17 protein-coding genes and 3 tRNA genes are annotated in these 23,670 nt (G+C 61.7%); 7 read left to right on the plus strand and 13 right to left on the minus strand.

Annotated features, from left to right (window positions below; translation table 11 throughout):
- Positions 1 to 41 precede the first annotated feature (41 nt).
- Together GGQ67_RS07785 and GGQ67_RS07790 are read right to left on the minus strand one after the other, a co-directional pair.
- Positions 42 to 1,211: a glycosyltransferase family 4 protein gene (locus tag GGQ67_RS07785; RefSeq protein ID WP_183899613.1), complete on the minus strand. Its 1,170-nt coding sequence runs from the start codon at positions 1,209 to 1,211 to the stop codon at positions 42 to 44.
- 6 nt (positions 1,212 to 1,217) lie between these two features.
- Positions 1,218 to 1,793: a polysaccharide biosynthesis/export family protein gene (locus GGQ67_RS07790; RefSeq protein WP_183899614.1), complete on the minus strand. Its 576-nt coding sequence runs from the start codon at positions 1,791 to 1,793 to the stop codon at positions 1,218 to 1,220.
- Positions 1,794 to 1,984: 191 nt separating this feature from the next.
- Between GGQ67_RS07790 and GGQ67_RS07795 the strand changes: the two genes are divergently transcribed.
- Positions 1,985 to 4,135 carry a GumC family protein gene (locus tag GGQ67_RS07795; RefSeq protein ID WP_183899615.1) on the plus strand — a complete coding sequence of 717 codons (2,151 nt, stop codon included), beginning with the start codon at positions 1,985 to 1,987 and terminating at the stop codon, positions 4,133 to 4,135.
- Here GGQ67_RS07795 and GGQ67_RS07800 read toward each other — a convergent pair whose 3' ends face one another.
- A complete protein-coding gene (locus tag GGQ67_RS07800) occupies positions 4,136 to 5,374 on the minus strand; it encodes a GNAT family N-acetyltransferase (protein WP_183899616.1) in 1,239 nt (412 codons plus the stop codon).
- Between the two features lie 116 nt (positions 5,375 to 5,490).
- The gene (locus tag GGQ67_RS07805) at positions 5,491 to 5,700 is read right to left on the minus strand and encodes a DUF2842 domain-containing protein (RefSeq protein WP_183899617.1); all 210 of its coding nucleotides are present in this window, start codon (positions 5,698 to 5,700) and stop codon (positions 5,491 to 5,493) included.
- 116 nt (positions 5,701 to 5,816) lie between these two features.
- Here GGQ67_RS07805 and GGQ67_RS07810 point away from each other — a divergent pair, with 116 nt between their 5' ends.
- Entirely contained in the window at positions 5,817 to 6,920 is a 1,104-nt protein-coding gene (locus GGQ67_RS07810; RefSeq protein WP_183899618.1) for a COX15/CtaA family protein, read from the plus strand.
- 359 nt (positions 6,921 to 7,279) lie between these two features.
- On the opposite strand, the gene GGQ67_RS07815 is transcribed toward GGQ67_RS07810, so the two are convergent.
- Positions 7,280 to 10,183, minus strand: coding sequence for an Rne/Rng family ribonuclease (locus GGQ67_RS07815; RefSeq protein WP_183899619.1), 2,904 nt, complete (start codon positions 10,181 to 10,183; stop codon positions 7,280 to 7,282).
- A gap of 711 nt (positions 10,184 to 10,894) precedes the next feature.
- Between GGQ67_RS07815 and GGQ67_RS07820 the strand changes: the two genes are divergently transcribed.
- The 3 genes from GGQ67_RS07820 (at position 10,895) to prfB (ending at position 15,999) form a co-directional block, all read left to right on the plus strand.
- Complete coding sequence (locus GGQ67_RS07820) at positions 10,895 to 12,076, plus strand: N-acetylmuramoyl-L-alanine amidase (protein ID WP_183899889.1); 1,182 nt, start codon at positions 10,895 to 10,897, stop codon at positions 12,074 to 12,076.
- A 243-nt stretch (positions 12,077 to 12,319) separates the two neighbouring features.
- Positions 12,320 to 14,767: a penicillin-binding protein 1A gene (locus GGQ67_RS07825; RefSeq protein ID WP_183899620.1), complete on the plus strand. Its 2,448-nt coding sequence runs from the start codon at positions 12,320 to 12,322 to the stop codon at positions 14,765 to 14,767.
- Positions 14,768 to 14,867: 100 nt separating this feature from the next.
- Positions 14,868 to 15,999, plus strand: a protein-coding gene (gene prfB, locus GGQ67_RS07830; protein ID WP_183899621.1) for a peptide chain release factor 2 whose coding sequence is annotated in 2 segments (ribosomal slippage) — positions 14,868 to 14,936 and positions 14,938 to 15,999 — 1,131 coding nt in all. Because the reading frame shifts where the segments join, the coding sequence is not laid out codon by codon here.
- 58 nt (positions 16,000 to 16,057) lie between these two features.
- On the opposite strand, the gene GGQ67_RS07835 is transcribed toward prfB, so the two are convergent.
- The 6 genes from GGQ67_RS07835 to rlmB form a co-directional block, all read right to left on the minus strand.
- Complete coding sequence (locus tag GGQ67_RS07835) at positions 16,058 to 16,600, minus strand: hypothetical protein (RefSeq protein ID WP_183899622.1); 543 nt, start codon at positions 16,598 to 16,600, stop codon at positions 16,058 to 16,060.
- A gap of 4 nt (positions 16,601 to 16,604) precedes the next feature.
- Complete coding sequence (locus tag GGQ67_RS07840; protein WP_183899623.1) at positions 16,605 to 17,378, minus strand: NAD kinase; 774 nt, start codon at positions 17,376 to 17,378, stop codon at positions 16,605 to 16,607.
- Positions 17,379 to 17,493: 115 nt separating this feature from the next.
- Positions 17,494 to 17,569, minus strand: a tRNA-Thr gene (locus GGQ67_RS07845).
- Between the two features lie 113 nt (positions 17,570 to 17,682).
- Entirely contained in the window at positions 17,683 to 17,820 is a 138-nt protein-coding gene (locus GGQ67_RS07850) for a hypothetical protein (RefSeq protein WP_183899901.1), read from the minus strand.
- A gap of 62 nt (positions 17,821 to 17,882) precedes the next feature.
- The gene (locus GGQ67_RS07855) at positions 17,883 to 18,059 is read right to left on the minus strand and encodes a hypothetical protein (protein WP_183899624.1); all 177 of its coding nucleotides are present in this window, start codon (positions 18,057 to 18,059) and stop codon (positions 17,883 to 17,885) included.
- 121 nt (positions 18,060 to 18,180) lie between these two features.
- Entirely contained in the window at positions 18,181 to 19,071 is an 891-nt protein-coding gene (gene rlmB, locus GGQ67_RS07860) for a 23S rRNA (guanosine(2251)-2'-O)-methyltransferase RlmB (protein WP_183899625.1), read from the minus strand.
- Positions 19,072 to 19,276: 205 nt separating this feature from the next.
- Here rlmB and GGQ67_RS07865 point away from each other — a divergent pair.
- Together GGQ67_RS07865 and GGQ67_RS07870 are read left to right on the plus strand one after the other, a co-directional pair.
- Positions 19,277 to 19,361, plus strand: a tRNA-Tyr gene (locus GGQ67_RS07865).
- 26 nt (positions 19,362 to 19,387) lie between these two features.
- Positions 19,388 to 19,461 (plus strand) — tRNA-Gly (locus tag GGQ67_RS07870).
- A gap of 85 nt (positions 19,462 to 19,546) precedes the next feature.
- On the opposite strand, the gene GGQ67_RS07875 is transcribed toward GGQ67_RS07870, so the two are convergent.
- Both GGQ67_RS07875 and GGQ67_RS07880 read right to left on the minus strand, forming a co-directional pair.
- Complete coding sequence (locus tag GGQ67_RS07875) at positions 19,547 to 20,056, minus strand: hypothetical protein (protein WP_183899626.1); 510 nt, start codon at positions 20,054 to 20,056, stop codon at positions 19,547 to 19,549.
- Between the two features lie 125 nt (positions 20,057 to 20,181).
- Positions 20,182 to 23,619, minus strand: coding sequence for an AAA domain-containing protein (locus tag GGQ67_RS07880; protein WP_183899627.1), 3,438 nt, complete (start codon positions 23,617 to 23,619; stop codon positions 20,182 to 20,184).
- Positions 23,620 to 23,670 lie beyond the last annotated feature (51 nt).

Raw genomic sequence — 23,670 nt, forward strand, 5'->3', positions numbered from 1 at the left:
TTTCACCAGTCGGCAATAGCACAAAGCCCCTAAGAAACGTTTTACGAGGCGGCTTTCGCCGCTCCTGCTGCCGGGCGGCGGATGAGGTCGCGATAGAGCTCCAGGACCTCGTTGGCCATGACGGTCGCGGAAAACACCGAGCGCACCTGCTCGATCGGGGGCATCGTCTTGTCGTGCCATTCGGGAATGCGAATGGCGTCCGCCATCACCCGCGCGAGGTCGTCGGCATTGTCTGGCGCCACGAGTGCTCCACTATCCTTGCCGAGCGCTTCCGGAATGCCGCCGACACGGGTCGCGATGATTGTCTTTCCGGCGCCAAGCCCCTCGAGAACGATGTAGGGCATGGCTTCGGCCCGCGATGGGACGACCAGGTTCTGCGACATCGCGAAAGCCTGCTGGACGCGCATGGCGGGCAGCATGCCGATGCGCTTCCCAAGGCCGCGCTCGATCATCATCTCCCGGTAGCGATCCCGATCCGGCCCGTCGCCGATCATCAGCGCCGAGAGTGGCCGGCCGATCAGGCGTTCCGTCTTGGCGAAGGCGTCCACAAAAAGGTCGGGACCCTTAAGGTCCCGCAACATGCCAACGTAGATGAAGTGGACGGCATCGGACCGGGTGGGGATCAGCTCGAAATCCCGCTCGCTGATGCCGTTGTAGATCAGTCGCGTCTGCGTTCGCGGGCGACCGACCCTCTTGGTATAGGTTTCGCGCTCGTACTCGCAGATGAAGACCAGGGCGTCCGTGAAATATTCTTGCAACCGCTCCATCCGCAGCACGAACTGCCCCAGAAGCGAGGATCGGGAATAATGCAGGCTTCCGCCATGGGCGGTATAGAGGCGGGCTACGCAATACCTGTTCACCCGCAGGGCTGAGCCGGCCAGTCGCGCGAGCACGCCGCCTTTGGCGCCGTGTCCGTGCAGCACGTCCGGCCGCAAACTTTTGATCTTCTTGTAGGCGTCCCAAAGCACGCCGATATCGGAAAGGCTGACCGAGCGCCGGATCGGGACGCGCGTCAGGCCGAGCGCCAGATACGGCCTGATGTCGTCGAAAAGCGCATCCTCGTAATCGCCGCCGGTCGAGCTGTCGCAAAGAATGCCCACTTCATGGCCGGCCTTGCTGTGCTCGATCACCAGATCGCGCACGTGGCGGAAGATGCCGCCGACCGGGGACCTGAAGCAATGAATGATGCGAAGGGGCCGCTGTTCGCTCATCTACGATTAGAACAGCCGTTCGCGGACATAGAGCGTATCGCCGGCGATGATCGCGGACGATATGTTGACGCGACCGGTCATGACCTGCCCATTGATCTTTCTGGTGACGTCGACGGCGCCCTGGTTGGCGCGCGGCGTGAAGCCGCCGGCAACGGCGATCGCGTTCTGCGCGGTCATGCCCGGTACATAGGCGTATTGCCCGGGCTGACCGACCTCGCCCATGATGAAGATCGAGCGATAGCGATCGACGTCGATGGTGACATCGGGGTCGCGAAGATAGCCCTGCTTGAGCTTCTGCGCGATCTGTCCCGACAGCTGCTGCAGCGTACGGCCACGCGCCGCGACCTGGCCGATGAGCGGGAAGGCGATGTAGCCGGCCTGGTCGATCGTGTAGGTATTGGTCATGCTTGGCTGGTCGAATACCGTAATGCGAAGCCTGTCGCCGCTATCCAGCGAATAGGGCTGTATGGTTGCCTGATTGAATGCGCGCGGAGCGGGCTGATAGCTGTTGCAGCCGGCCAGGACTGCTGTCATGGCGGCAAGGCTCAAGGCCATCAGAAACTTGGGCTGTGCGACGGGCATCTAGCTTCTCACGGGAAACGAACTTCTTCCTCACGTTATCGATCCGTTAGGGTTAATGACCGGTAAAGGCCGCCGTCGAATTCGCTTTTTCTTCACCGTCCGAATGCTCCGAGCGCCTGCCGGCAAGCATTAACCGTTGAGTTACTATAGTCATTTACCCTCGCGGGCACCTTTGTTCTTGGAGTACGAGCATGTCCGGCGTAACGGGTAATCAGGATGTCGATATCGATCTTGCCCAGCTGGTCCGTGGCGTTTGGGCTCGTCGGCTCAAGGTCGTGGCCATTACGCTGCTCGGGGCAGGGGTGGCCTTTGTCGGCGCCAAGATGGTCTCGCCGAAGTATCGCAGCGAAACGCGCATCCTGATCGAGCCGCGCGCGCCGGCCTTCGCCAACGCGCAGGCCGCCGACGCGAACGCAAGCCAGCTCCTCGACGAACTGAATATCTCCAGCCAGGTTCAGCTTCTGCAGTCGGCCGATCTCATCAAGCAGGTCATCAGCAGCCAGAAGCTCTACGATCTCCCGGAATTCGATGCCGCGGCCGATAGTTCCGCCCTCGGCGACATTCTGATCGCGCTTAACCTGAAGAAGAGCCCGCTCGCCAATCCGCCGGAAGAGCGCGTCATCAATGCTTTCGTCGAGCGCCTGCAGGTCTACCAGGTTCCCGGCTCCCGCGTCATTGGTATCACCTTCACCTCGAAGGACCCGGCACTTGCAGCGGCGATCCCGAACGCCATGGCGGCCGCTTACCTGGCCAAGCAGAGCGGCGCCAAGCTCGACTCCAATTCGGAAGCCACGCGCTGGCTGGAGCCTGAGATCGAGACGCTCCGCACCAAGGTCAGCGAAGCCGAGCAGAAGGTCGCCGAGTATCGTACGGCGCGTGGCCTGCTGCCGACCAATGGCGGCGGCAATTTCCAGACGCAGCAGTTGAACGACATTTCCGCCGAGCTGACGCGTGTGCGTGGCGACAAGGTGAACGCCCAGGCGCGTGCGCAATCCGTGCGCAATGCGCTGTCGTCCGGCGAGCCGTCCGACACGTTGCAGGACATCATGTCGTCGCAGGCGATACAGCGGCTGAAGGGGACGGAATCCGGCCTGCAGTCGCAGATATCCGACCTTCAGACATCGCTGCTGAACAACCATCCGCGGCTGAAGAGCCTTCGCGCCCAGCTCGCCGACATCAGGACGCAGATCCGTCAGGAAACGCAGAAGATCCTGGCAAGCATCGAGAACGAAGCAAAGGTCGCCACGCTTCGCGAGCAGGAGCTCGATCAGCAGTCCAACAAGGTCAAGGCCAACAGCGCCCAGGCCGGCGAGGATGAGGTCGGCCTCAACGCGCTTCAGCGCGAGGCGGCGGCACAGCGGCAGCTGCTTGAAACCTATCTGGCGCGCTTCCGCGAGGCCGCCTCGCGCGCCGACAAGAATTCCAGCCCCGCCGATGCCCGCATCGTCTCCACCGCGGTTCAACCGGTCGATCCCTATTTCCCCAAGGTCGTCCCGATCGTTGTCGTCGTGTCGCTCGCGACCTTCATCATGACCTCGATCGTGATCATGCTGGCGGAACTCTTCAGCGGCCGCGCGCTCCGGCCGATATCGGGCTACGGAACTGAAGAGAGCGTCGAGCAGGAAACGGTCGAAATTGTCGCCGTCTCTCCGCGCGCGCGCATGGCAGCACCGAGCATGCTGGCCGTGCAGCAAGACGAGCAGGACGAGGCAGCCGAAGAGCCCGTCGTCGAGCAACCGGAAGAGGAAAACGAATTCTCCATCGCTTCCGTCGCCCAATACCTGCTCGGCAGCCGCGCACCGCTTGCAATCGCGATCTCGCCGACCGGTGACAATGGGTCGGCCGCCACCGTTGCGCTGGCCCGCACGCTGGCGTCGGCCGGCTCCCGCGTCGTGCTGGTGGACATGACCGGTTCCGGACATCCGACCGAACTGATGGCGCAGGGGCGTTCGCTGCCGGGCGTCACGGATCTCTTGTGCGGCGAGGCGGCCTTTGGCGACACCATCCATGGTGATCACCTCTCCGACGCCCACTTCATCCCGCAGGGCACCAGCGATATGCGTCGCGCCATGCGCGGCGCCGACCGCCTCTCGCTGCTGCTCGACGCGCTAACCTCCGCCTACGATCTGGTGCTGGTCGAATCCGGCGCCGCCGATGTGGCCGGCGTCTCCAGGCTCACGCATAGCAAGACGGTCGAAATCATCCTGTCCATGCCCGAGATCATCGAGCAACAGTTCGTGGCCGCGATGACCAGCTTCGAAGAGGCGGGCTACGAGCGCGTCGTGCTGATGTCCGGCGGCAATATGGATGGCAATGCGACGGTCGCCCAGCAGGCGGCCTGATCAGACGCCGGCGAACCGGCGCAGGCGCTGGGCGGCGCGATAGAGCCGCTGTTGTGACTTGATGTAGGCCTTGCCTCGGGTCACGAGCCGGTGCACCGCGCCGGCAGCGCTGCCGCGAGCGGTCAGCGGCAACACCACATCGTAATGGTCGGTCTCGGCTGGCGCCCAGGAACGCTTGTAGCCCTGGTCGCCCAGGCCGAAATCGAACAGATTGACGCCCTTGCCGTGCAGGCCCGCTATCATCTGCCAGAACAGAAATTCCCCCGGGCTGGCCTCGGCGCCGATGCTTTCGTCGATCGCACTGAACTGGCAGATCACATGATCGCCCTTTCGCGATATGCCGGCGATGGCGGCCAGATGACCGGCATGCGCGCCTTTCAGCTGTATGGCATGCATTTCGAGGCCGAACAGTTCGTTCTTGGCGTCGCGGATATCGATCGCACCATGCAGGAAGGCCTTCGTCTCGACGTCGTCGAAGACGTCGGGCAATCCCATGGCCTTGAAGCGTTCGCTTTTCAGCCGGAAGAACTGGTCGAGAAGCATGTGCTGGCTCCTGGCGTCCGAGCCGCTGACGTAGTCGAAGCCGCCAAGTTCCTCCAGGCGCTTCGATTGCACGCGGAACTTCTTCCGCCGACCTTTGGCGTTCAACTGCTTCAGCGTTGCTTCCATCGTGTCGAACAGCGGCAATTGATAGGCATGGTTCTGATTCTGGACCATCGGCAGCAGCGCCAGCGGATTGCGGCGGCCGCGCCATGTGAGCGGAATGTTCTGCAGCAGCAAGAGGTCGGCTTTCTCCCGGAGCGCGCCGGAGAAGCGCGTGGCAAGGTCACTTGCATCGAGTGTCTCGAAGGCATCCGCGAGATCGGCGGCGAACAGACCGGTGTTGATATTGCTGTGGTCGGCGCCGATGAACTTGGCGACGCGCACGCCGCGCGACCGGACGATCTCGATGGGAAGGATGAAGACGGTTCGCATACCCGATCGGCCGCGGATGACGGCAGCCGGATTACCAAAAGCCTTCATCCACGACGCGCACCAGTCATATCCCTGATGCAGCGAGTTCAGACGGTCGCGCTCGAGCGCGCGCCACTCCTGCTCGATGGCCTCCATGGAATCGACGACGTCGATCTCGATCGCATCGAAGGACAGTCGTGCATCAGTCTCTCCGAGCTTCGCCAGTTCGGCGTCTGCGGCGATCTCACGCGGCGCGGATTCCAATGGAAGCTTCTGCGTTTGCACGGGCGTTCTCCGGGAAAAGATACTGCCCGCGAAAATAGCGTGCCAGCGCGTCGATTTCCTTTACGGGAGCCAGACCGCCGGCCTTTCCGTCAATCACGGTTATTTCGCGATTAATGCTATTGCTGCTTGGGGCCGGCCATCCACTTGATGATGAGCATCGCAGGCAACACCCAGAGCAGTCCCGTCAGCGAGAAATAGAGGAGGTGACCCCACCACGGCGCACTGCCGAGCGTCGCAACCGCGATGGTGTTGGCGACCAGCGCATAGAGGAGCACGAGAACGACGATAAGGATGGTGCCGATGAACTTGCGAAGGCGGACGGGCATCTGTTGAATTCCAGCATGGGATGTGCAGGCCACCGCGACGGCATGCCGCAAATGTTCAGACTTGTTTTGCATCAGTGGCTAAGGCAAATCAACTGGCGGAACGAAGGAGTCCCTCCATGGCCGTCGCCGATCTCACGACTGAACAGGAAATTCTGCGTCAGGTGCGCAAGCAGGCTGACAATCGCAAGGCCGTAAGAATTTGGCTCGGCGTCGTTCTCCTGGCGCTGTTCTGTCTGGTGATCGTCGGCGGCGCGACCCGACTGACGAACTCCGGCCTCTCGATCACGGAATGGAAGCCGATCCACGGTGTCATTCCGCCGCTGAACGCCGCCCAGTGGGAAGAGGAATTCAAGCTTTACCAGCGTATTCCCGAGTTCCAGCAGATCAATAGCGACATGACGGTCGATGAGTTCAAGGGCATCTTCTGGTGGGAATGGGCCCATCGCCTGATCGCTCGCGGCATTGGCGTGATCTTCGCGTTGCCGCTGATCTATTTCTGGGCAACCGGCCGGATCGAGCGGCGTCTGCGCTGGCCTCTCGTCGGCATTCTGGCGCTTGGCGGCTTCCAGGGCGCCATCGGCTGGTGGATGGTCTCGTCGGGCCTGACCGCGCGCACAGATGTCAGCCAGTACCGTCTGGCGACGCATCTGATCACGGCCTGTCTGATCTTCGGCTCCTGCATGTGGATCATGCGCGCCCTGTCACCGCATTCCAAGGACAGCGCGCCGAGCAAGAATGCGCATGTCTGGGCCGGTGCGATCGTCGCGCTGACGCTTTTTCAGATTTATCTCGGCGCGCTGGTCGCCGGTCTCGACGCGGGCTTCACCTATAACACATGGCCGCTGATGGACGGCGCCCTCGTGCCGTCCGACATGCTGATTCAGCAGCCGGCATGGATCAACTTCTTCGAAAATCCGAAGACGGTGCAGTTCATCCATCGCATCGGCGCCTACACGCTGTTTGCCGTGACGCTGATCAACATGATCGTCATGCTGCGCGCCGCACCCGCCACGACGCATGCGCGCCGCGCCGTCGTGATGTTCGCTCTCGTGACTATCCAGGGCGCGATCGGCGTCGCCACGCTGCTGTTCGCAGTCCCGCTCCAGTGGGGTCTGATGCATCAGGGCGGCGCGCTCGTCGTCTTCGGCTTTGCGATCGCCAACTGGCGCGCTTTCTATGGCGAGTACCCGCACGCGACGGTTATCTCCGAACGCGATTGATTCGCGGCCATGGCCCATGGCGGGAATATGCACGGATAGTGGCCAGCCTTGCACGTCTGACGCGGCTTCCACAGATCACAAGCTTGCCTCTGCCAGATCGGGCAGCAACCGCATCCCGCTGTCTGCTTGGCAGGCAGTCTGCATTGCCGGTGTAGGCGATCGCCTGTCCGCGTGTCAGAGCCTGCAAGCATCCGAAGACGAGGTGTGACGTGCCCGCTTGCAGCGGCCATGAGATATTCGTGCCTCGCTATCGGGTGCATCCGATGCGTCCGGGCTCCAACCACACATAACTCCTGAACGAAAAAATCCGGCTGCGTCGCCGCAGCCGGATTTCGATCAGTCACGTCCGAAAATCAGTCTCAGAAAAAACCGCGGCGCTGCCACCAGCCGGCCTTCTTCGGCTTGCCGTCGCCATCAGTCGCTTCTGCGGTGGACGACTTTACGGTCGGTTCGGAGGAGGCGACGTTCGCGCCGCGATTGGCGCGAGCGGGCTTGGCGTCTTCCTCTGCGGGCGCTGCCAGATCGGCGGACGCTTCGGCGACTTCCGGCTCGGCGGCAGGGGCAGCTTCAGCAACCGGTGCGGTTTCAGCGGCAACCGCCACATCTGCTTCCACGACGGGCTCTTCGACCGGAGACGCCTTGCGGCTGCGGCGAGCGCGCTTCGGCTTCACATCCTCGGTTACCGTGGCGCCGGCTTCGACGGCAGCCATGGCCGATGAGGCTTCGACAGCTTCCGCCGCGGCGGCCTCGACGGCGACGTCCACGGGCGCGCTGTCCGCGTTGGAGGCCGCGGCTTCGCCCGAGGTCTCGCTGTCGTCCGCGCTTGCGGCGACATCACCATCTTCGGCGACATCGTCGCCCTCAGCACCTTCCTCGCGGTTGCGGCGACCGCCGCGCTTGCCGCGACGGCGGCGCTTGCGGCGCTGTGCGTCATCGCCTTCGGCGCGCTCTTCGGAGCCGGCAGCGGACGCGGTTTCGGCGTCGTCGCCATCCTCGTCACCACCGTCTTCGTCGCCAGCCTGTTCGGCGCCGTTCTCGTCGGATGCCTGCTGCTCGCCATTGCCGTTGCGGCCGCGGCGACGACGGCGACGCTTGCGCTTGCGTCCGTCACCTTCGCCCTCTGAGCGGGCAGCGGCAGCGGGGCGTTCCGACGCCTGCTTTTCTTCCAGTTCTTCGTCTTCTTCCTCGTCGATCTCGATGACGACGTCATCGTCGTCGTCTTCGGGGATGGCGGCGAAGTTGAAGAGCGTTTCGATCTTGACCGGATTTTCGACGGCTTCGCCGCGATCGATCGCGAAATGCTGCGCACCGACAGCACCATCGGCACCGATGATGATGGCAACGCCGAAACGGGCTTCGTAGTCGACGATCGTCTGGCGCTTGTGGTTCAAGAGGTAGAGCGCGATGTCAGGTGTGGTGCGCACGGTGATGTCGTGCGTGGTGTTCTTGAGCAGGTATTCCTCGACACCACGCAGTACGTGAAGCGCAACGGAAGACTGCGAGCGAACGTGACCGGTGCCGCCGCAATGCGAGCAGACCTGGGTCGTCGATTCGAGAACAGATGCACGAATGCGCTGGCGCGACATTTCGAGCAGGCCGAAATGCGAGATGCGGCCGACCTGGATGCGGGCGCGATCGTTCTTCAAGCAATCCTTCAGCTTCTTCTCGACAGCGCGGTTGTTGCGCTTTTCTTCCATGTCGATGAAGTCGATGACGACAAGGCCGGCCAGGTCGCGCAGGCGCAGCTGGCGGGCGACTTCGTCGGCGGCCTCCAGGTTGGTCTGCAACGCGGTGTCTTCGATCGAATGCTCGCGGGTCGAACGACCGGAGTTGACGTCGATCGAAACCAGCGCTTCCGTCTGGTTGATGATCAGATAGCCACCCGACTTCAGCGTCACCTGCGGCTGGAGCATGCGGTCGAGCTGGGCTTCAATGCCGGAGCGCGAGTAGATCGGGTGAATGTCGCGGTAAGGCTGGACCACCTTGGCGTGGCTCGGCATCAGCATCTTCATGAAGTCTTTCGCTTCACGATAGCCTTCCTCGCCGGACACGATGATCTCGCCGATATCCTTGTTGTAGAGGTCGCGGATCGAACGCTTGATGAGCGAGCCTTCCTCGTAGACGAGGCAGGGCGCGGTCGAAGCGAGCGTCAGTGTGCGGACGTTTTCCCACAGGCGCATCAAGTATTCGAAGTCGCGCTTGACCTCGACCTTGGTGCGGTTGGCGCCGGCCGTGCGCAGGATGACGCCCATGCCCTGCGGCACTTCGAGCATCCGTGCGATTTCCTTCAGGCGCTTGCGGTCCTGTGGATTGGTGATCTTGCGGGAAATGCCACCGCCGCGCGCAGTGTTCGGCATCAGAACCGAGTAGCGGCCCGCGAGCGACAGATAGGTGGTGAGAGCAGCGCCCTTGTTGCCGCGTTCTTCCTTGGCAACCTGCACCAAAAGGATCTGGCGACGCTTGATGACTTCCTGGATGCGGTACTGCTTGCGCGGCTTGCGCTGTACGCGATCCGGAACTTCTTCCATGGCGTCTTCGGCGCCGACATTCTCGATCACTTCTTCTTCGTGATCATGATCGTCGTCGTCTTCATCGTCACCGCGGCGGCGGGCGCCGACGTCTTCGGAAATCGTGTCGGTCTCGACCATGGCGGCCATTTCGCCGCCGGTGGAGCCTTCGTCGTCATTGTCGGCGACAGCGGTCTCGGCGGATGCCGCTTCCTCGGCCTCGGCCGCCGGGACGGCCTTCTTGCGGCTACGGCGCGGCTTGGCCTTCTTGGCGGGAGCCTCTTCAGCGGCTTCGACAACCTCGGTTGCTTCGGCTGCTGCCGGCGCCTCGACGACCACTTCGGTCGCTGCTTCCTCGGTTACCGCCTCGGGCTCGTGCTTGGCGACGATGCCGACGTCGGGCTGCTCCTGGTTGGCGGGATCGATTCGCGCCGTTTCGACATGCTCGACGTCGTCGTCATGGCGATGCTCTTCGGCTTCCGCGCGCAGCAGAGCCTGACGGTCGGCCAGCGGAATCTGGTAGTAGTCGGGATGGATTTCGGCGAAGGCCAGGAAGCCGTGCCGGTTGCCGCCGTAATCGACGAAAGCGGCCTGCAGCGAGGGCTCGACCCTCGTTACCTTTGCGAGGTAGATGTTGCCGCGAATTTGCTTCTTATGCTGAGACTCGAAGTCAAATTCTTCTATGCGGTTTCCGCGAACGACAACGACGCGCGTCTCTTCCTCGTGAGACGCGTCGATAAGCATTTTGTCTGCCATGTAAGCTGAGCTCCTCGGCGCAGTCGAACGTCGGCAGGCTCCACAGTCGATAAGACAAGGGGAGTGCGGTCCGTCATAGCAGCGCCGGATAGTGAAAGTCGCGATTGGTGCGGTGTGGAAGGCAGCAGCCAGACAGCAGCGGGGAAACTCTTCTCCCGGGGTCTGTAGACTTTAGATAAAACCTGCTGCGACACCATAAAAGACCAAGCGAGATCGACAAAACAAAGACCTTATTCAGGCCCGATGAGTTTGCTCTCTCTTTAAAGAGCGGTTGGTGGCAATCCACCGATGAAGTTTCCGCATACTCCGGAAAATTCAGGATCCATTGTCGGATGTAAGCATGTAAGACGGCGGACGATTGCCGGTTGTGGCGCCAGGTCCTTTGCGGTTGGCTGCCTTGTCGGCGACTCTATCCCGTCAGTGCTTCTACCCTAAAAATGCTTGTATGTTTTCTCCGTCACAATAGCAAGGGAAAAGCCAAATGTGCCATAATATTGATGGATTTGCAGCATCATAGAAAATACCGGTGCACGAGGTGATTCCGGCGCGGCGACTGCGGCAATTGTTCCAGGCCGCGATCATGTGTAGCGCCGGATCCGGCATTGATGACAATTGGGGCATGACAGTCGGTTGTATAGCGAGACGCGGCGCGCAACGGTGAAATCCGGCTTGCGGACGAAAAACTTCAGGGCTTGGATGATTGCGACGGTGATGGCGGTTGCCGCCCTGCCGCTCGGTCATTCGGCGGCGGTCGCGGCAAGTCAGGAACGCCTGCTCGCTTATGGCGCGCGCATTGTCGGCGACGATGCGAGAACGCGCGTCGTCATGGATTTCGACCGTCCCCCCAGCTTCTCCATTCATTACATCGCCAATCCGGAACGGGTCGTGGTCGATCTTCCGGCAACGGCCTTCGGTTTCCCCGCCAAGGATCTCGAGGCGAGGGGCCTCTTCAAGGATATCCGCTACGGCACGATGGATGGCGATAGCGCCCGCATCGTTCTAACGGCGACGAAGCCGGTGCGTATCGGCACGGCGAAGGTCCAGGCGGATGAAGGCGGCAAGGGACAGCGTCTCGTCCTGGAAGCCGAGGCGACGGACAAGGCGACGTTCAACGAATTGGTGAAAGCCCAATCCTGGGGCGAGCCCGAGGCCGCGCAAACGACCAGTGCCATGCCGGCGCCGGAAAACGCCGGACCCGGCGACTTCATCGTCGCCGTCGATGCCGGCCATGGCGGCATCGATACCGGCGCGATCGGCGTCGATACAAAGACGCAGGAAAAGGATGTCACGCTGGAGTTCGCCAAGGCGTTCGCCGACCGGCTGAACGGTGTACCCGGCATCAAGGCTTTCCTGACGCGCAAGGATGATTCGTTCCTGTCGCTGTCCGAGCGCGTGCGGATCGCGCGGCAGAACCGCGCCTCGCTTTTCGTCTCTATGCATGCCGACACGTTGCGGCAGAAGGAGATCCGCGGCGCAACCGTTTACACCATATCCGACAAGGCGTCCGACAAGCTGGCCGCCGACCTCGCCGAACGCGAAAACCTGTCGGATCAGATCGCCGGCAACGCGGCCACGGCCGAGCCGCCCGAAGTGGCCGATATCCTGCTCGACCTGACGCGCCGAGAAACGCAGGCGTTTTCGATCTCGATGGCCGAAAGCGTTCTGACATCCTTCAAGGATCAGGTGACGACGATCAACAATCCGCACCGTCATGCCGGCTTCCGTGTGCTGCAGGCGCCCGATGTCCCATCCGTCCTGCTGGAACTCGGCTTTCTCTCCAACACGGAGGACGAGAAACTGCTTCTCGACCAGGCCTGGCGCGACAAGATCGGCAATCTGTTGACGGAGGCGGTGAAGAGATACCGCGCATCCATGGTGGCCAAGGGCGGCTGACATAAAGTCGTTGCCGAGATGTGACACTTGCCCAGGTAAACATGTATCCGTGTGGAATTGCAGGCAAAAGCCCTACTTTCCTCACATTCGGGCCATTACTCACGGCTATGTTTCCGTGTGCGAAACGGAATTGGCTTGTGGCCGCATTCGGCATGGAGTAATTCGCGCAGCGTGCAAAGTGCCGCGGTTCATGCGATTGTTATGCGCGCGCCGATCGATAATTGAGATACCGGTAGCTTAGATATGATCAGACTTCTTGGATATTTCTTCGGAGCGGCTTGCGTCCTGTTCCTGGGCGGAGCGGCGGCCGTTGCCGTTTACCTGGCGACGGTGACGAAGGATCTTCCTGACTACGCGGTGCTGAGCAGCTACGAGCCGCCGGTGACGACGCGCGTGCATGCCGGCAACGGCGCGCTGATGGCCGAGTATGCCAAGGAGCGCCGCCTGTTCATTCCGATCCAGGCCGTTCCCGATCGCGTCAAGGCCGCGTTCCTGTCGGCGGAAGACAAGAATTTCTACCAGCATCCGGGTATCGACGTCACCGGCTTCGGCCGCGCCGTGGTCGCCTACCTGACCGGCGGTCCGACGCAGGGCGGCTCGACCATCACGCAGCAGGTCGCCAAGAATTTCCTGCTGTCGAGCGAACAGACCATGGAGCGCAAGGCCAAGGAAGCCATCCTCTCCTTCCGCATCGAGCAGGCCTACAGCAAGGACAAGATCCTCGAGCTCTATCTGAACGAGATCTTCTTCGGCCTGAACTCGTACGGTATCGCCAGCGCCGCGCTCACCTATTTCAACAAGTCGGTCAACGAACTGACCGTCGCCGACGCGGCCTACCTGGCCTCGCTGCCGAAGGGGCCGGCGAACTATCATCCCTTCCGCCATCCGGACGCCGCGGTGACGCGCCGCAACTGGGTCATCGACCGCATGGTCGAGAATGGCTACGTCAGCCAGTCGGATGGCGATGAAGCCAAGAAGCAGCCGCTCGGCGTCACCGGCCGGAGCAGCGATCCGTCGCTTTTCGCATCCGGCTACTTTGCCGAAGCCGTCCGCCGCCAGCTGATCGACCAGTACGGCGAGAAGATGCTCTATGAGGGCGGCCTCTCGGTCCGTACCTCGTTCGACCCGCAGTTGCAGCTCTTCGCCCGCAAGGCGCTGCAGGACGGCCTGATCAATTACGACGAACGCCGCGGCTTCAGTGGCCCGATCACACAGATCGACACGACGTCGGACTGGGGCAAGGCGCTTGCCGATGTTCCGGCTCTCTCCGACGTTCCCGAATGGCAGCTGGCCGTGGTGCTGGCGGTCGCCAACGACAGCGTGGATATCGGACTGCAGCCGCTGAAGGACGGTACGGGCAAGGTCCTGCCCAATCGTGAGCGCGCCGTTATCGAAGCCAAGAACATGCAGTGGGCATACCGCTCGGCAACCGGTGGCAAGACCTCAAAGTCGCCGCAGGGCGTGCTGTCGGTGGGGGACGTGGTCTATGTCGAGCGCCTGGGCGCCGACAATTCGACATCCTACCGCCTGCGCCAGCCGCCGAAGGTCGCCGGCGGTCTTGTCGCCATGGACCCGAAGACCGGTCGTGTCCTGGCTATGGTCGGCGGCTTCTCCTATGCGCAGTCGGAATTCAACCGCGCGACACAGGCGATGCGTCAGCCGGGCTCGTCCTTCAAGCCCTTCGTCTACGCAGCCGCCCTGGACAACGGCTATACCCCGGCCTCGGTCGTCAGCGACGATCCGCTTGAAATCCAGATCGGCAACGGCCAGGTCTGGGCGCCCGACAACTACGAAGGCGAGGGCGGCGGTGCCAACACGCTGCGCTTTGCCATCGAGAAGTCGCGCAACCGCATGACGGTGCGTCTGGCCAACGATCTTGGCATGAATGTCGTCGCCGAATATGCCAACCGTTTCGGCATCTACGACAAGATGATGCCGGTCCTGTCCATGTCGCTCGGCTCCGGCGAGACGACGGTCATGCGCATGGTGTCGGCCTATTCGGTCATCGCCAACGGCGGCAAGCAGATCAAGCCGACCCTGGTCGACCGCATCCAGGATCGTTATGGCAAGACGATCTTCAAGCATGAGGAACGTGTCTGCGAAGCCTGCAACGCCGGCGAGTGGCAGAACCAGGAAGAGCCGAACGTGGTGGACAACCGCGAAACCGTTCTCGACCCGATGACCTCCTACCAGATCACCTCGATGATGCAGGGCGTTATCCAGCGCGGCACGGCCGCCGGCAAGATCCAGCTCGGCGAACGTGATGTCGCCGGCAAGACCGGCACGACCAACGATGAAAAGGATGCCTGGTTCGTGGGCTTCACGCCTGATCTCGTCGCCGGTCTTTACATCGGCTTCGATTCGCCGTCCTCGCTTGGCCGTGGCGGCACCGGCAGCTCGCTCTCCGCGCCTGTCTTCAACGAATTCATGCAGGCGGCCGTCAAGGACACGCCGGTATCGAAATTCGTCATTCCGCCGGGAATGAACCTGATCCCGATCGATCGCAAGACCGGGATGGCCGCGATGCAGGGCGATCCGAACACCATCATCGAAGCCTTCAAGCCCGGCACCGGCCCGGCCGACAGCTACTCCGTCATCGGCATGGACAACACCATGGCGCCGGAGGAGATCTTGAAGACCTCGCCGCAGGCCAACCAGGCGATTCAATCCAATACCGGTGGTCTATACTGACACCACCCAAAAATAGCGTGGCGGTCGCGGCTCTTTACATCCGCGGCCGCCACAACTATTTGACGGACGACTTTTGAAGACAACGCAAAGAAGCGGGAAAATGCGAGCGGAAATCCAGAACGTAGTCGATGAAACCAAGCAGGCTATCACCCTGCTGAGGAGGCATCTTTGACTGGGACCAGGCGGTAAGACGACTGGACTGGTTGAACAACAAGGCAGAGGACCCGAACCTCTGGAACGATGCCACCGAGGCACAGAAGCTGATGCGCGAGCGCCAGCAGCTCGATGACGGCATCAACGGCGTACGCCGCTTCGAACAGCAGATGAAAGACAATATCGAGCTCATCGAGATGGGCGAGGACGAGGGCGACGAGGCCATCGTCAAGGAGGCCGAGGACGCGCTGAAGGCGCTGAAGGTCGAGGCCGCCCGCCAGCAGGTCGAGGCGATGTTGTCGGGCGAAGCCGACGGCAACGACACCTATCTCGAAGTTCACTCCGGCGCCGGCGGCACCGAGAGCCAGGACTGGGCCAACATGCTGCTGCGCATGTACACCCGCTGGGCAGAACGCTCGAAGTTCAAGGTCGAACTCCTCGAAGTCCACGACGGCGAAGAAGCCGGCATCAAGTCCGCGACGCTGCTGGTCAAGGGCCACAATGCCTATGGCTGGCTGAAGACCGAATCTGGCGTTCACCGTCTGGTCCGTATCTCGCCCTATGACAGCAACGCCCGTCGCCACACCTCGTTCTCATCCATCTGGGTCTACCCCGTCGTCGACGACTCGATCCAGATCGACATCAACGAAAGCGACTGCCGCATCGACACCTACCGCTCCTCGGGCGCCGGTGGTCAGCACGTCAACACGACCGACTCCGCCGTCCGCATCACCCACATGCCCTCGGGCATCGTGGTGCAGTGCCAGCAGGAGCGTTCGCAGCACAAGAACCGCGCTAAGGCCTGGGACATGCTGCGCGCACGTCTCTACGAAGCGGAACTGAAGAAGCGCGAAGACGCGGCCAACGCCGAAGCGGCCTCCAAGTCCGATATCGGCTGGGGCCACCAGATCCGCTCCTACGTCCTGCAGCCCTACCAGATGGTCAAGGACCTGCGCACCGGCGTCACCAGCACCGCGCCCGACGACGTGCTGGATGGCGAACTCGACGAGTTCATGGAAGCAGCGCTGGCGCACCGCATCAGCGGCAAGCCGGATGCCATGGTCGACGATGTCGACTGACAGGTTTTTGTCGAGATGATATCGAAAAGGCCCCACGCGGGGCCTTTTCTGATTTGGGTCAGTGTCCCGACTTCTCGACGCCGATTTCACCGAACTCGTCGATGATGACGGTCCAGCTTTCGACATCTGCATCCGGATCGGTCTTCAGATAGACCATGGCGAACATCCCCGGTTCGTTCAGCCGGCCGCTCGAATTCTCGGGGCGAATGTCCGTCACATAGGGGTTGAGATCGTTCAGTTCCTGAACCTCGACCGTCGAGACGATCTGCGGCCCTGCATCGGTTTGCGCGATCTGCTGCAGATAGACCTTGGCGGTGCGATCGGCCTGGCGAACCGCAAACAGCTTGTAGTAGCCGCGGCGGGGTTGGCTCGGCGCGGTGGGAGTGGCTGCCGCTGTCGCCGCTGCCGGCGCGTTCGCAGTGGCCGCGACCGGCGGACGCGTGACGGCCGGCGCGTTGCCGTCGTCGGCCCAGTAGCCCGTACTCGTGGCGAATGTGATGTTGGCAGGCAGCACGGGGTCATCCATCGTATCCGCCGCACGCGCGACAACAGGAAGCGCTGCGATCAGCAGGGCGCAGGCCGTCAGTCCAAGACGCGTCATCGCCTCAATCCTCGAATTGCTCGGACAAAATACGGTCGGACCAGGAGCGGTCGGGATCGGATAGAATGCGTGCCGTCATATGCTCCGACTGGGCGATGCGTACATGCAGCACCGACTTGACCTCGGAGTTGTCGGCAACGGCGTTCACCGGCCGCTTCTCCGATTCGAGGATGTGAATGTCCACCGTCACCTTGTTCGGCAGCAGGGCGCCGCGCCAGCGGCGGGGACGGAATGCGCTCACCGGTGTCATGGCGAGCAGCGGCGCATCCAGGGGCAGGATCGGCCCATGCGCCGAAAGATTGTAGGCCGTCGAACCGGCCGGCGTCGCCACCATCAGCCCGTCGCAGGTCAGTTCCTCAAGGCGCACGACGCCATCGACCTCCACCCTGAGCTTCGCGGCCTGGTAGGATTGGCGAAAGAGCGAGACCTCGTTGATGGCAAGCGCGGTGTCGCTCGTCCCGTCGGCATTCGTGGTCGTCATCCTGAGCGGGCGGAACGTGTTCTCCACGGCGGCGTTGATCCGCTCCCGCAACGCGTCGGTGCGGTACTCGTTCATCAGAAAGCCGACGGAGCCCCGGTTCATCCCATAGACGAGCCTGCCGGAGTTCATCGTGCTGTGCAGCGTCTGCAGCATGAAGCCGTCGCCGCCCAGCGCCACGATGACATCGGCGTCCCTGGCGGGCACATCCCCGTAAATGCGAATCAGCTCATCGCGCGCCGCAAGCGCCTCGGCGGCGGGGGAAGCGAGAAAACTGAGGGTCTGAAAGGATACGCTCATGCAATGCCCTTTGATAAAGTCCGCCTAGCTAAATGACAATGGGCTGACACGACAAGGCATATTAAGGCCGCAGCTGTTCGCTGGGGCCATGCAATTAGGACATATTGAGAGGAAGTGGTGCCCCCGGCAGGGTTCGAACCCGCGACCCCCTGATTACAAATCAGGTGCTCTACCAACTGAGCTACAAGGGCAACGCCCGCCAATTAGCAGATTCTAGTGTTCTGTAAAGAAAAAATCGGTCGCCGATTGATTTCGCTCGTTGATTTCAACAGGCCCGGCGATATCGCCGCGCCCGACCGCCGCGCTAGTTTGGCGTGGTCTGGCGAACTCTCGATTGCAGGCTGTCGCCATTCTCGCCCATCCCGCCGCCGGACGAGGGCAGGGCAACGATGCTGAGAACCGAAACAACCATGAGAGCGATGACAGCGATCATTATTCGCACGCGATTTCTCCTTTTGAACGAGGAAGAAACGCGGAGCCGGCAATTCGGTTCCTGAAGGGCGCTTAGGGCTGTTGCGCAGGCGGCGGCACGGGTGTCGTGGGGTTGGCGCCGGGCGCGGCGGGTGCCAGCGGATCGGGTTGACGCATGGGTTGGGTCTTGTCGATCCAGGTGATGCTGAGAATGATGGCGACGAGGATCCCGATGAAGAGAATGCCGATGACGAGGGGACGAACTGCCATGTCTGCTGCTTCTCCTTGTTGGTCGGAGCATTACGGGACAATAACCGCCGCTGACGTCAGAACCGAGGCAGTTGACGATCAGCCGGCGGCATCGGCATCCGGAGGCGCGGTGATGAGCCTGTCAGCCTTTCAAATGAATACGCGCCGCATAGAGCGCGATCGCGGCCGCGTTCGACACGTTGAGCGACTTGATCTCACCCGGCATATCGAGCCGCGCCAGCGCATTCACGGTCTCGCGCGTCTTCTGGCGCAGCCCCTTGCCCTCGGCGCCAAGCACGAGCGCGACCTTATCGCCGGAGAAGGTGCCCTCAAGAGGTGCCGGGCCTTCCGAATCAAGTCCGATGGTGACGAAGCCGAGCTTGTGCAACTCGCCGAGCGCATCGGCGAGATTGGTGATCTGGATATAAGGGATGAGTTCCAGCGCGCCGGAGGCGGATTTGGCGAGCACGCCCGATTCGGTCGGGCTGTGGCGCTGCGTGGTGATCAGCGCGCCGGCATTGAATGCGACGGCCGAACGCATGATGGCGCCGACATTGTGCGGATCGGTCACCTGGTCGAGCACCAGGATCAGCGGGCTGTCCTTCAGCGCTTCGAGGCGGCGGACGGGCAGGGGGCGCGTTTCCAGCATCACGCCCTGGTGGATAGCGTCGGGGCCAAGCACCTTGTCGAGATCCTGCGGCGAAACCATCTCGACCGGTATGCCGAGTGTCTCGACATCGACCTCCAGACGCGCCAGCGCGTTCGGCGTCACCGACAGCTTTATCTTCTTGCGCTCCTTGTTTTCGAGCGCCGCGCGCACCGTGTGCAGGCCATAAAGATGGACCTGGTCGGGCGCCAGCGTCGGCGGCTTCCAGTCATCGCCGCCACGCTTCCGTTTCTGGAAGCCGGGAGTTGGAATTTCGCCGCGTTCGCGCTTGTTGTCGCGATGCGCACGACGCAGATTGGCGTAGTGCGTATCCTTGGCGGATTTCTCGTCGGAGGGCGTGCCCCCGGTTTTGTTGTCTTTGCTCATGCCGCTTTATAGCGGTGGTGTTTCTTTCCGCATAGGATTTCTTTGTGCACAGGGCCTTTCCGCCGCCGATGACATTTTTCACATATTTTCCATCGTCATCGTGTTGACATAGGCAACTCGGCCCGTCATATACGCGGCGCAGACCGAGGGGCGGCAACGCTTCGAAAGTCTAGCAGACTTGGTCTAACGATCCGGACGAAAAACTGGAGAGATGCCCGAGTGGTTAAAGGGGACGGACTGTAAATCCGTTGGCTCAGCCTACGTTGGTTCAAATCCAACTCTCTCCACCATTCGTCCTCGGATCGGACCAAACCCCGCGGGTATAGCTCAATGGTAGAGCAGCAGCCTTCCAAGCTGAATACGCGGGTTCGATTCCCGCTACCCGCTCCACTTTCCAAGTCGAAGTATGACGTTATCCACAGCGCGCAAGCGCCTGTTTGCGTTTGTGCATCACGCTGAAGCGACGCGCTCGAAATCAGCCCCACAGCAAGACGAAAGGGGAGGCGAGCGCGATGATGCCGGCCGCCATCCAGCGCGTACGCCCATCCATCGTGAATTCGTCCCGCGAGAGCCATCTGCGCACGGCGACATAGCCGACGGCGATCACGGCGCTGTAAATGAGCGCGCGCAACAGGATCGACCACCCGCCGCCGAAAAGCCCGATCGCGATGCCGAAGCCGGTGAGCGCGCCCAGTATGCCGTAGCCGACATCGAACATCAGCGTCGTCGTGGTCGACAGCGGCCTGAGAACCCTTGGAAACGCGATGGCGACGGCCGCCGTCAGCAGCCATATGGCGACGATCGCCTGCAGCGTCGACGAGCTGACGATGGAGGCGGCCAGCGCCGGCAGCCGCTCGGGCGTCGAGAGCCGCACGATCTGGGCGATCCAGTCGACCGCGGCCGCCAGTATCCACAATATGAATGCGCAGCCGGCAAAGATCAGAAAATTGCCGGCCGATCGTTTCGCGATATCCTTCGGTTCCATGCCGTACTCCCCCGGGCGATCGCCGGCGTGGCTCCGGCAAGGCAAGTAATATCACAGCATCAATCGGTTGTGGCGGTTTATGGTGAAATCGCGCAGGTGCCGACGTGCGCAATTCCGCCGACCGCTTAGTGCCGCTTAGGATCAAGTCGTAGAGATTCGATCTCCTGCCAAGCCTTGTCCACATAAGTTGCGGCATCCGCTCCGCGGTAGATGAGCGACACTTCATGGCGCTGGTAGTCGCTCTCGCGGTCGCGAAGAGCGGACAGCCAGTTGAACGACCCTTCCGCGATCCAGTTTTGATCGACGGCGAGCGTTTTGTTATGAGCGCCGTTGAGGGGCCAAAGCTCAACACCGGCTGTCGTCAGAGTTTCGATCGCGGAAGCAGCGCTTGGCTGCATGCGGCGATCCCGTCCCGTGTTCAGAAATTGATCATAGGCGACGACGACCCTGAGATCGTCGCGCCGCCGGTTGAGTAGCGGCGCGAGGCCGTCCGCCTCGATGGCGTTCCCCGTGAGATACGGGGAGACGATCAGCAATCGCTCGTTTGCGTCCTCGATGGATCTACGCAGTGTTTCCCGATGCCCTTCGAGGCTGCTGATTCTCTCAACATCCGACGGCACCTCCAGGACGATCCGGCTGATTGGGTCGATGTCGGTGATTTCGTTTTCCGGCTTCGAGAAAAGGTAGACGCCAAGCAGTCCCGACGGTAGCGATGGTTGCTCCGGTCGGAACAAGCCAATGTCGCCGAACACGAGGAAGCTCTCCCGTGCGCGCGATACCGCCACGTTGAGCATGGATACACCCCGGTCGATAAACAGGCCGGTGGATTGCGCTGCGGTATTGACCGACGAAAACATCACAATGGCCTTTTCCGCGCCCTGCAAGGTATGAACGGTGCCCACGGTTATGTTTTCTCCGGCCAGCTCCGCACTTTGCAGTGCCGCGTTGAGCACCTCGATCTGCGCTCGGAAAGGCGTGACGATTGCCACGATCTCGCCCAACGTCCTGGCGCCATGATGCTCGATGAGTTGCCGCTTTCGGCGACCCAGCCATTTTGCCATCACGACAGCTTCCTCGGCATTCGTCCAACTTGTCCCCGCGCGAACCGCACGGCCCGGCACGTGAGCATATCCCAAGGGCGGCAGGGGGTAGGGGCTGTCCGGGCGCATCGGCTTGAGGGCGCCGCCATAGGCCAGTTCGTTGCTATAGGCGATGACAGGCGCACGGCACCGCCAGTGTTCCTCAAGAAACAATCCGCGATGCGGTGGCATAGCAAACGCGGTCGCGGCCTGAGCCATCGCCATTACCGATCCTTCGGATGCCATCATGCCATTGGTTCGAAGCAGCTCCCTTTGGTCGGTCATTTGGAAGTGATCCAGATTTGCGAGATCGGTGGCGGTATCAATTCCCCAAACAGGCTCCAGCTGCTGCGTATCTCCTACAATGAGTGCCTTGCGCGCCAGCGCAAAGAGCGCGCCGCCGACTTGGGGCGGGACCTGGCCGGCTTCGTCGACGATCAACAGGTCGATGAAATCGGCCAGCAGTTCCGTGGAGCCCTTGTAGTAATCAAACAAGCGAGGGGCGGTGTAAGCTGTCGACACCATGCAAGGCGTGAGCTTTGCAAAGCGCCGCCACCGGCGTTCGCACGCGTCGCGATCGCGGCCGGTGAACGTCTTATCCCTGCTGCGTGTCGCTGCATCAACCTCGATCAGCCAGCGGCCTTCCCAATACCGCGCCGCGAGATGGAAGAGCTCGGGGCGAACCAGGGTGTCCAGCCGTTCATCCAAAATGTCGGGTTTCGACGCGATCTCCTTCTGGATGTCCTCAGCCAGGATTGGTTGCAAAGCGTGTAGCCAGTTGCTCCAGTTTGCTACCGCCTCTTTTTTCCGATCAAGCGCGCGCTCATGCTTGGCGATAAGATCATCCAGCCAAGCCCGAAGCGTCGCCGGTCCGAGGAAGGTCTTCCACGTCCAGGCGGGATCGGCCAAGTTCTGAGCATCCAGGTAGGAATGCACGCGTGACCAGAGGCGTCGTTTGACCGCGGGTACCCACGAGAAGATGGCTTCGAGCAGCGACCCGTGGGAAAGTTCAAGAGCAGTACGAGCGCATTCGCGCAGTATTTGCGATCGGCTCTCGTCCTGGTCGATCACTGCACGCAGACGCGCGATGTCGGCGATGGCCGGAAAGCGACCGTCGAATAGAAGCGCGGTCGTATCCTTGAGGATGAGAGCCGCCTTCATGGCGGTGGCTTTCAAGCGCAGCAGTTCCCGCAGTGTTTCGGTCGCTTCCTTGAGGTTGGTCGCGTCTTGCCCCGCCCAGTCTCGAAAACGACTGATCCAAAAGTCCTTCGCGCCTTGAATGTAGGTGTCGTTCTCCATGCTGCCTGGCAGGCCGCCCCATGGCTGGCCATACTGATGGCACCACGCGGCGGCGTGCTCCGGTCTTATGCCTTTCTCCACCTCTCGTTTCGAGGGAAGGTACAATCCGTATTGCGTAACGTCGGGCAGCCAGCGCTCGATCAGCGGCGAGGCCGCAAGCGGGTGCTGTCTCGGTAAAGATGCGCGCGCAAAGGTGTCGAGGATATTGGTTATGGCTTTGTTGTTCGTGGAACTCGCCAGAATAACCGGCGGTTCTCCGCCTTCCACCAATGCGCGTTCAACCCATAGCGACGCGACCACGCTTTGAATGAATGTTGTCTTTCCCGTTCCGGGTGGCCCATTGACCGCGACGATTTCGCCGTCGGCCACGGCCGTGACCGCATCCAGGGATCGGCGTTGGCTTCGATTAAGTGGAAAGTCGCCGCTCATCTGTCCGAGATGGCGACCTTTCAGAGCTGCATTCTCGGCTATTCCAGTCACATCCTTGGCTTCCTGCGGATCGATGAGGCGCCGCAGAAGTGGTGCTGGAACATCATCTTGGTCAATCAAGGTGTCGTACACCTTGCGAATTGCCTTGCTTGCGTCGGCGGGACGCGTGCCGCAGGCAATATACGCACCGAGATTGACATGATGTCGGGGCGCGAACCGGTCAGCAGCCGCTCCGAACAGGCTCGTGAACATTTGGTCGGCGTAGCGCCAAAATGTAGGCCAGTCGGAACCGTCTGCGGGCGGCGGATTGTTTCCGCTGTAGTCATCCACTTCGGTGATCTGCGAAAACGTCTGCACACCGGAACTGGGTGCGAGGACTGCGCGATCGACTATGATCTGATCGCCGGGATTGCCGCTGACGAGCAATTTGCCCTCCCGCGTCACCTGAATGCAGAGCCACATCGGTACTCGCATCCGATCCATGGTCTCGGAGATTGCCGAGTGACGATATTCGGGCTGCAGAAGCTGAAACGCGACGACCAGATTTATGGCGCTCATGCGCTCGCGTTCTCGACGAGAGAGGCCCGTCTCGGCCTCCGCCCACAAGGTTGCGGTCAGTCGACGTTCAAGTTGACCGTTTCTCAAGTTGCCAAAGGCGAGCGGGTGAAGTGACAGCGAGTCGGGATCAATATGCCGGTTGCTATCGAGAAGCGCTGCGCGCCAATAGTTGAGCAGGCCAGGTAGGGAGAGGGTCATGACCAATTCATCCGGTTAGTCAATCGGCTTCATCAGTCGCCGCCGATCTGA

Origin of the sequence: Rhizobium metallidurans (genome assembly GCF_014196505.1) — a bacterium.
In the GTDB taxonomy this organism is placed as follows: Bacteria; Pseudomonadota; Alphaproteobacteria; order Rhizobiales; family Rhizobiaceae; genus Rhizobium; species Rhizobium metallidurans.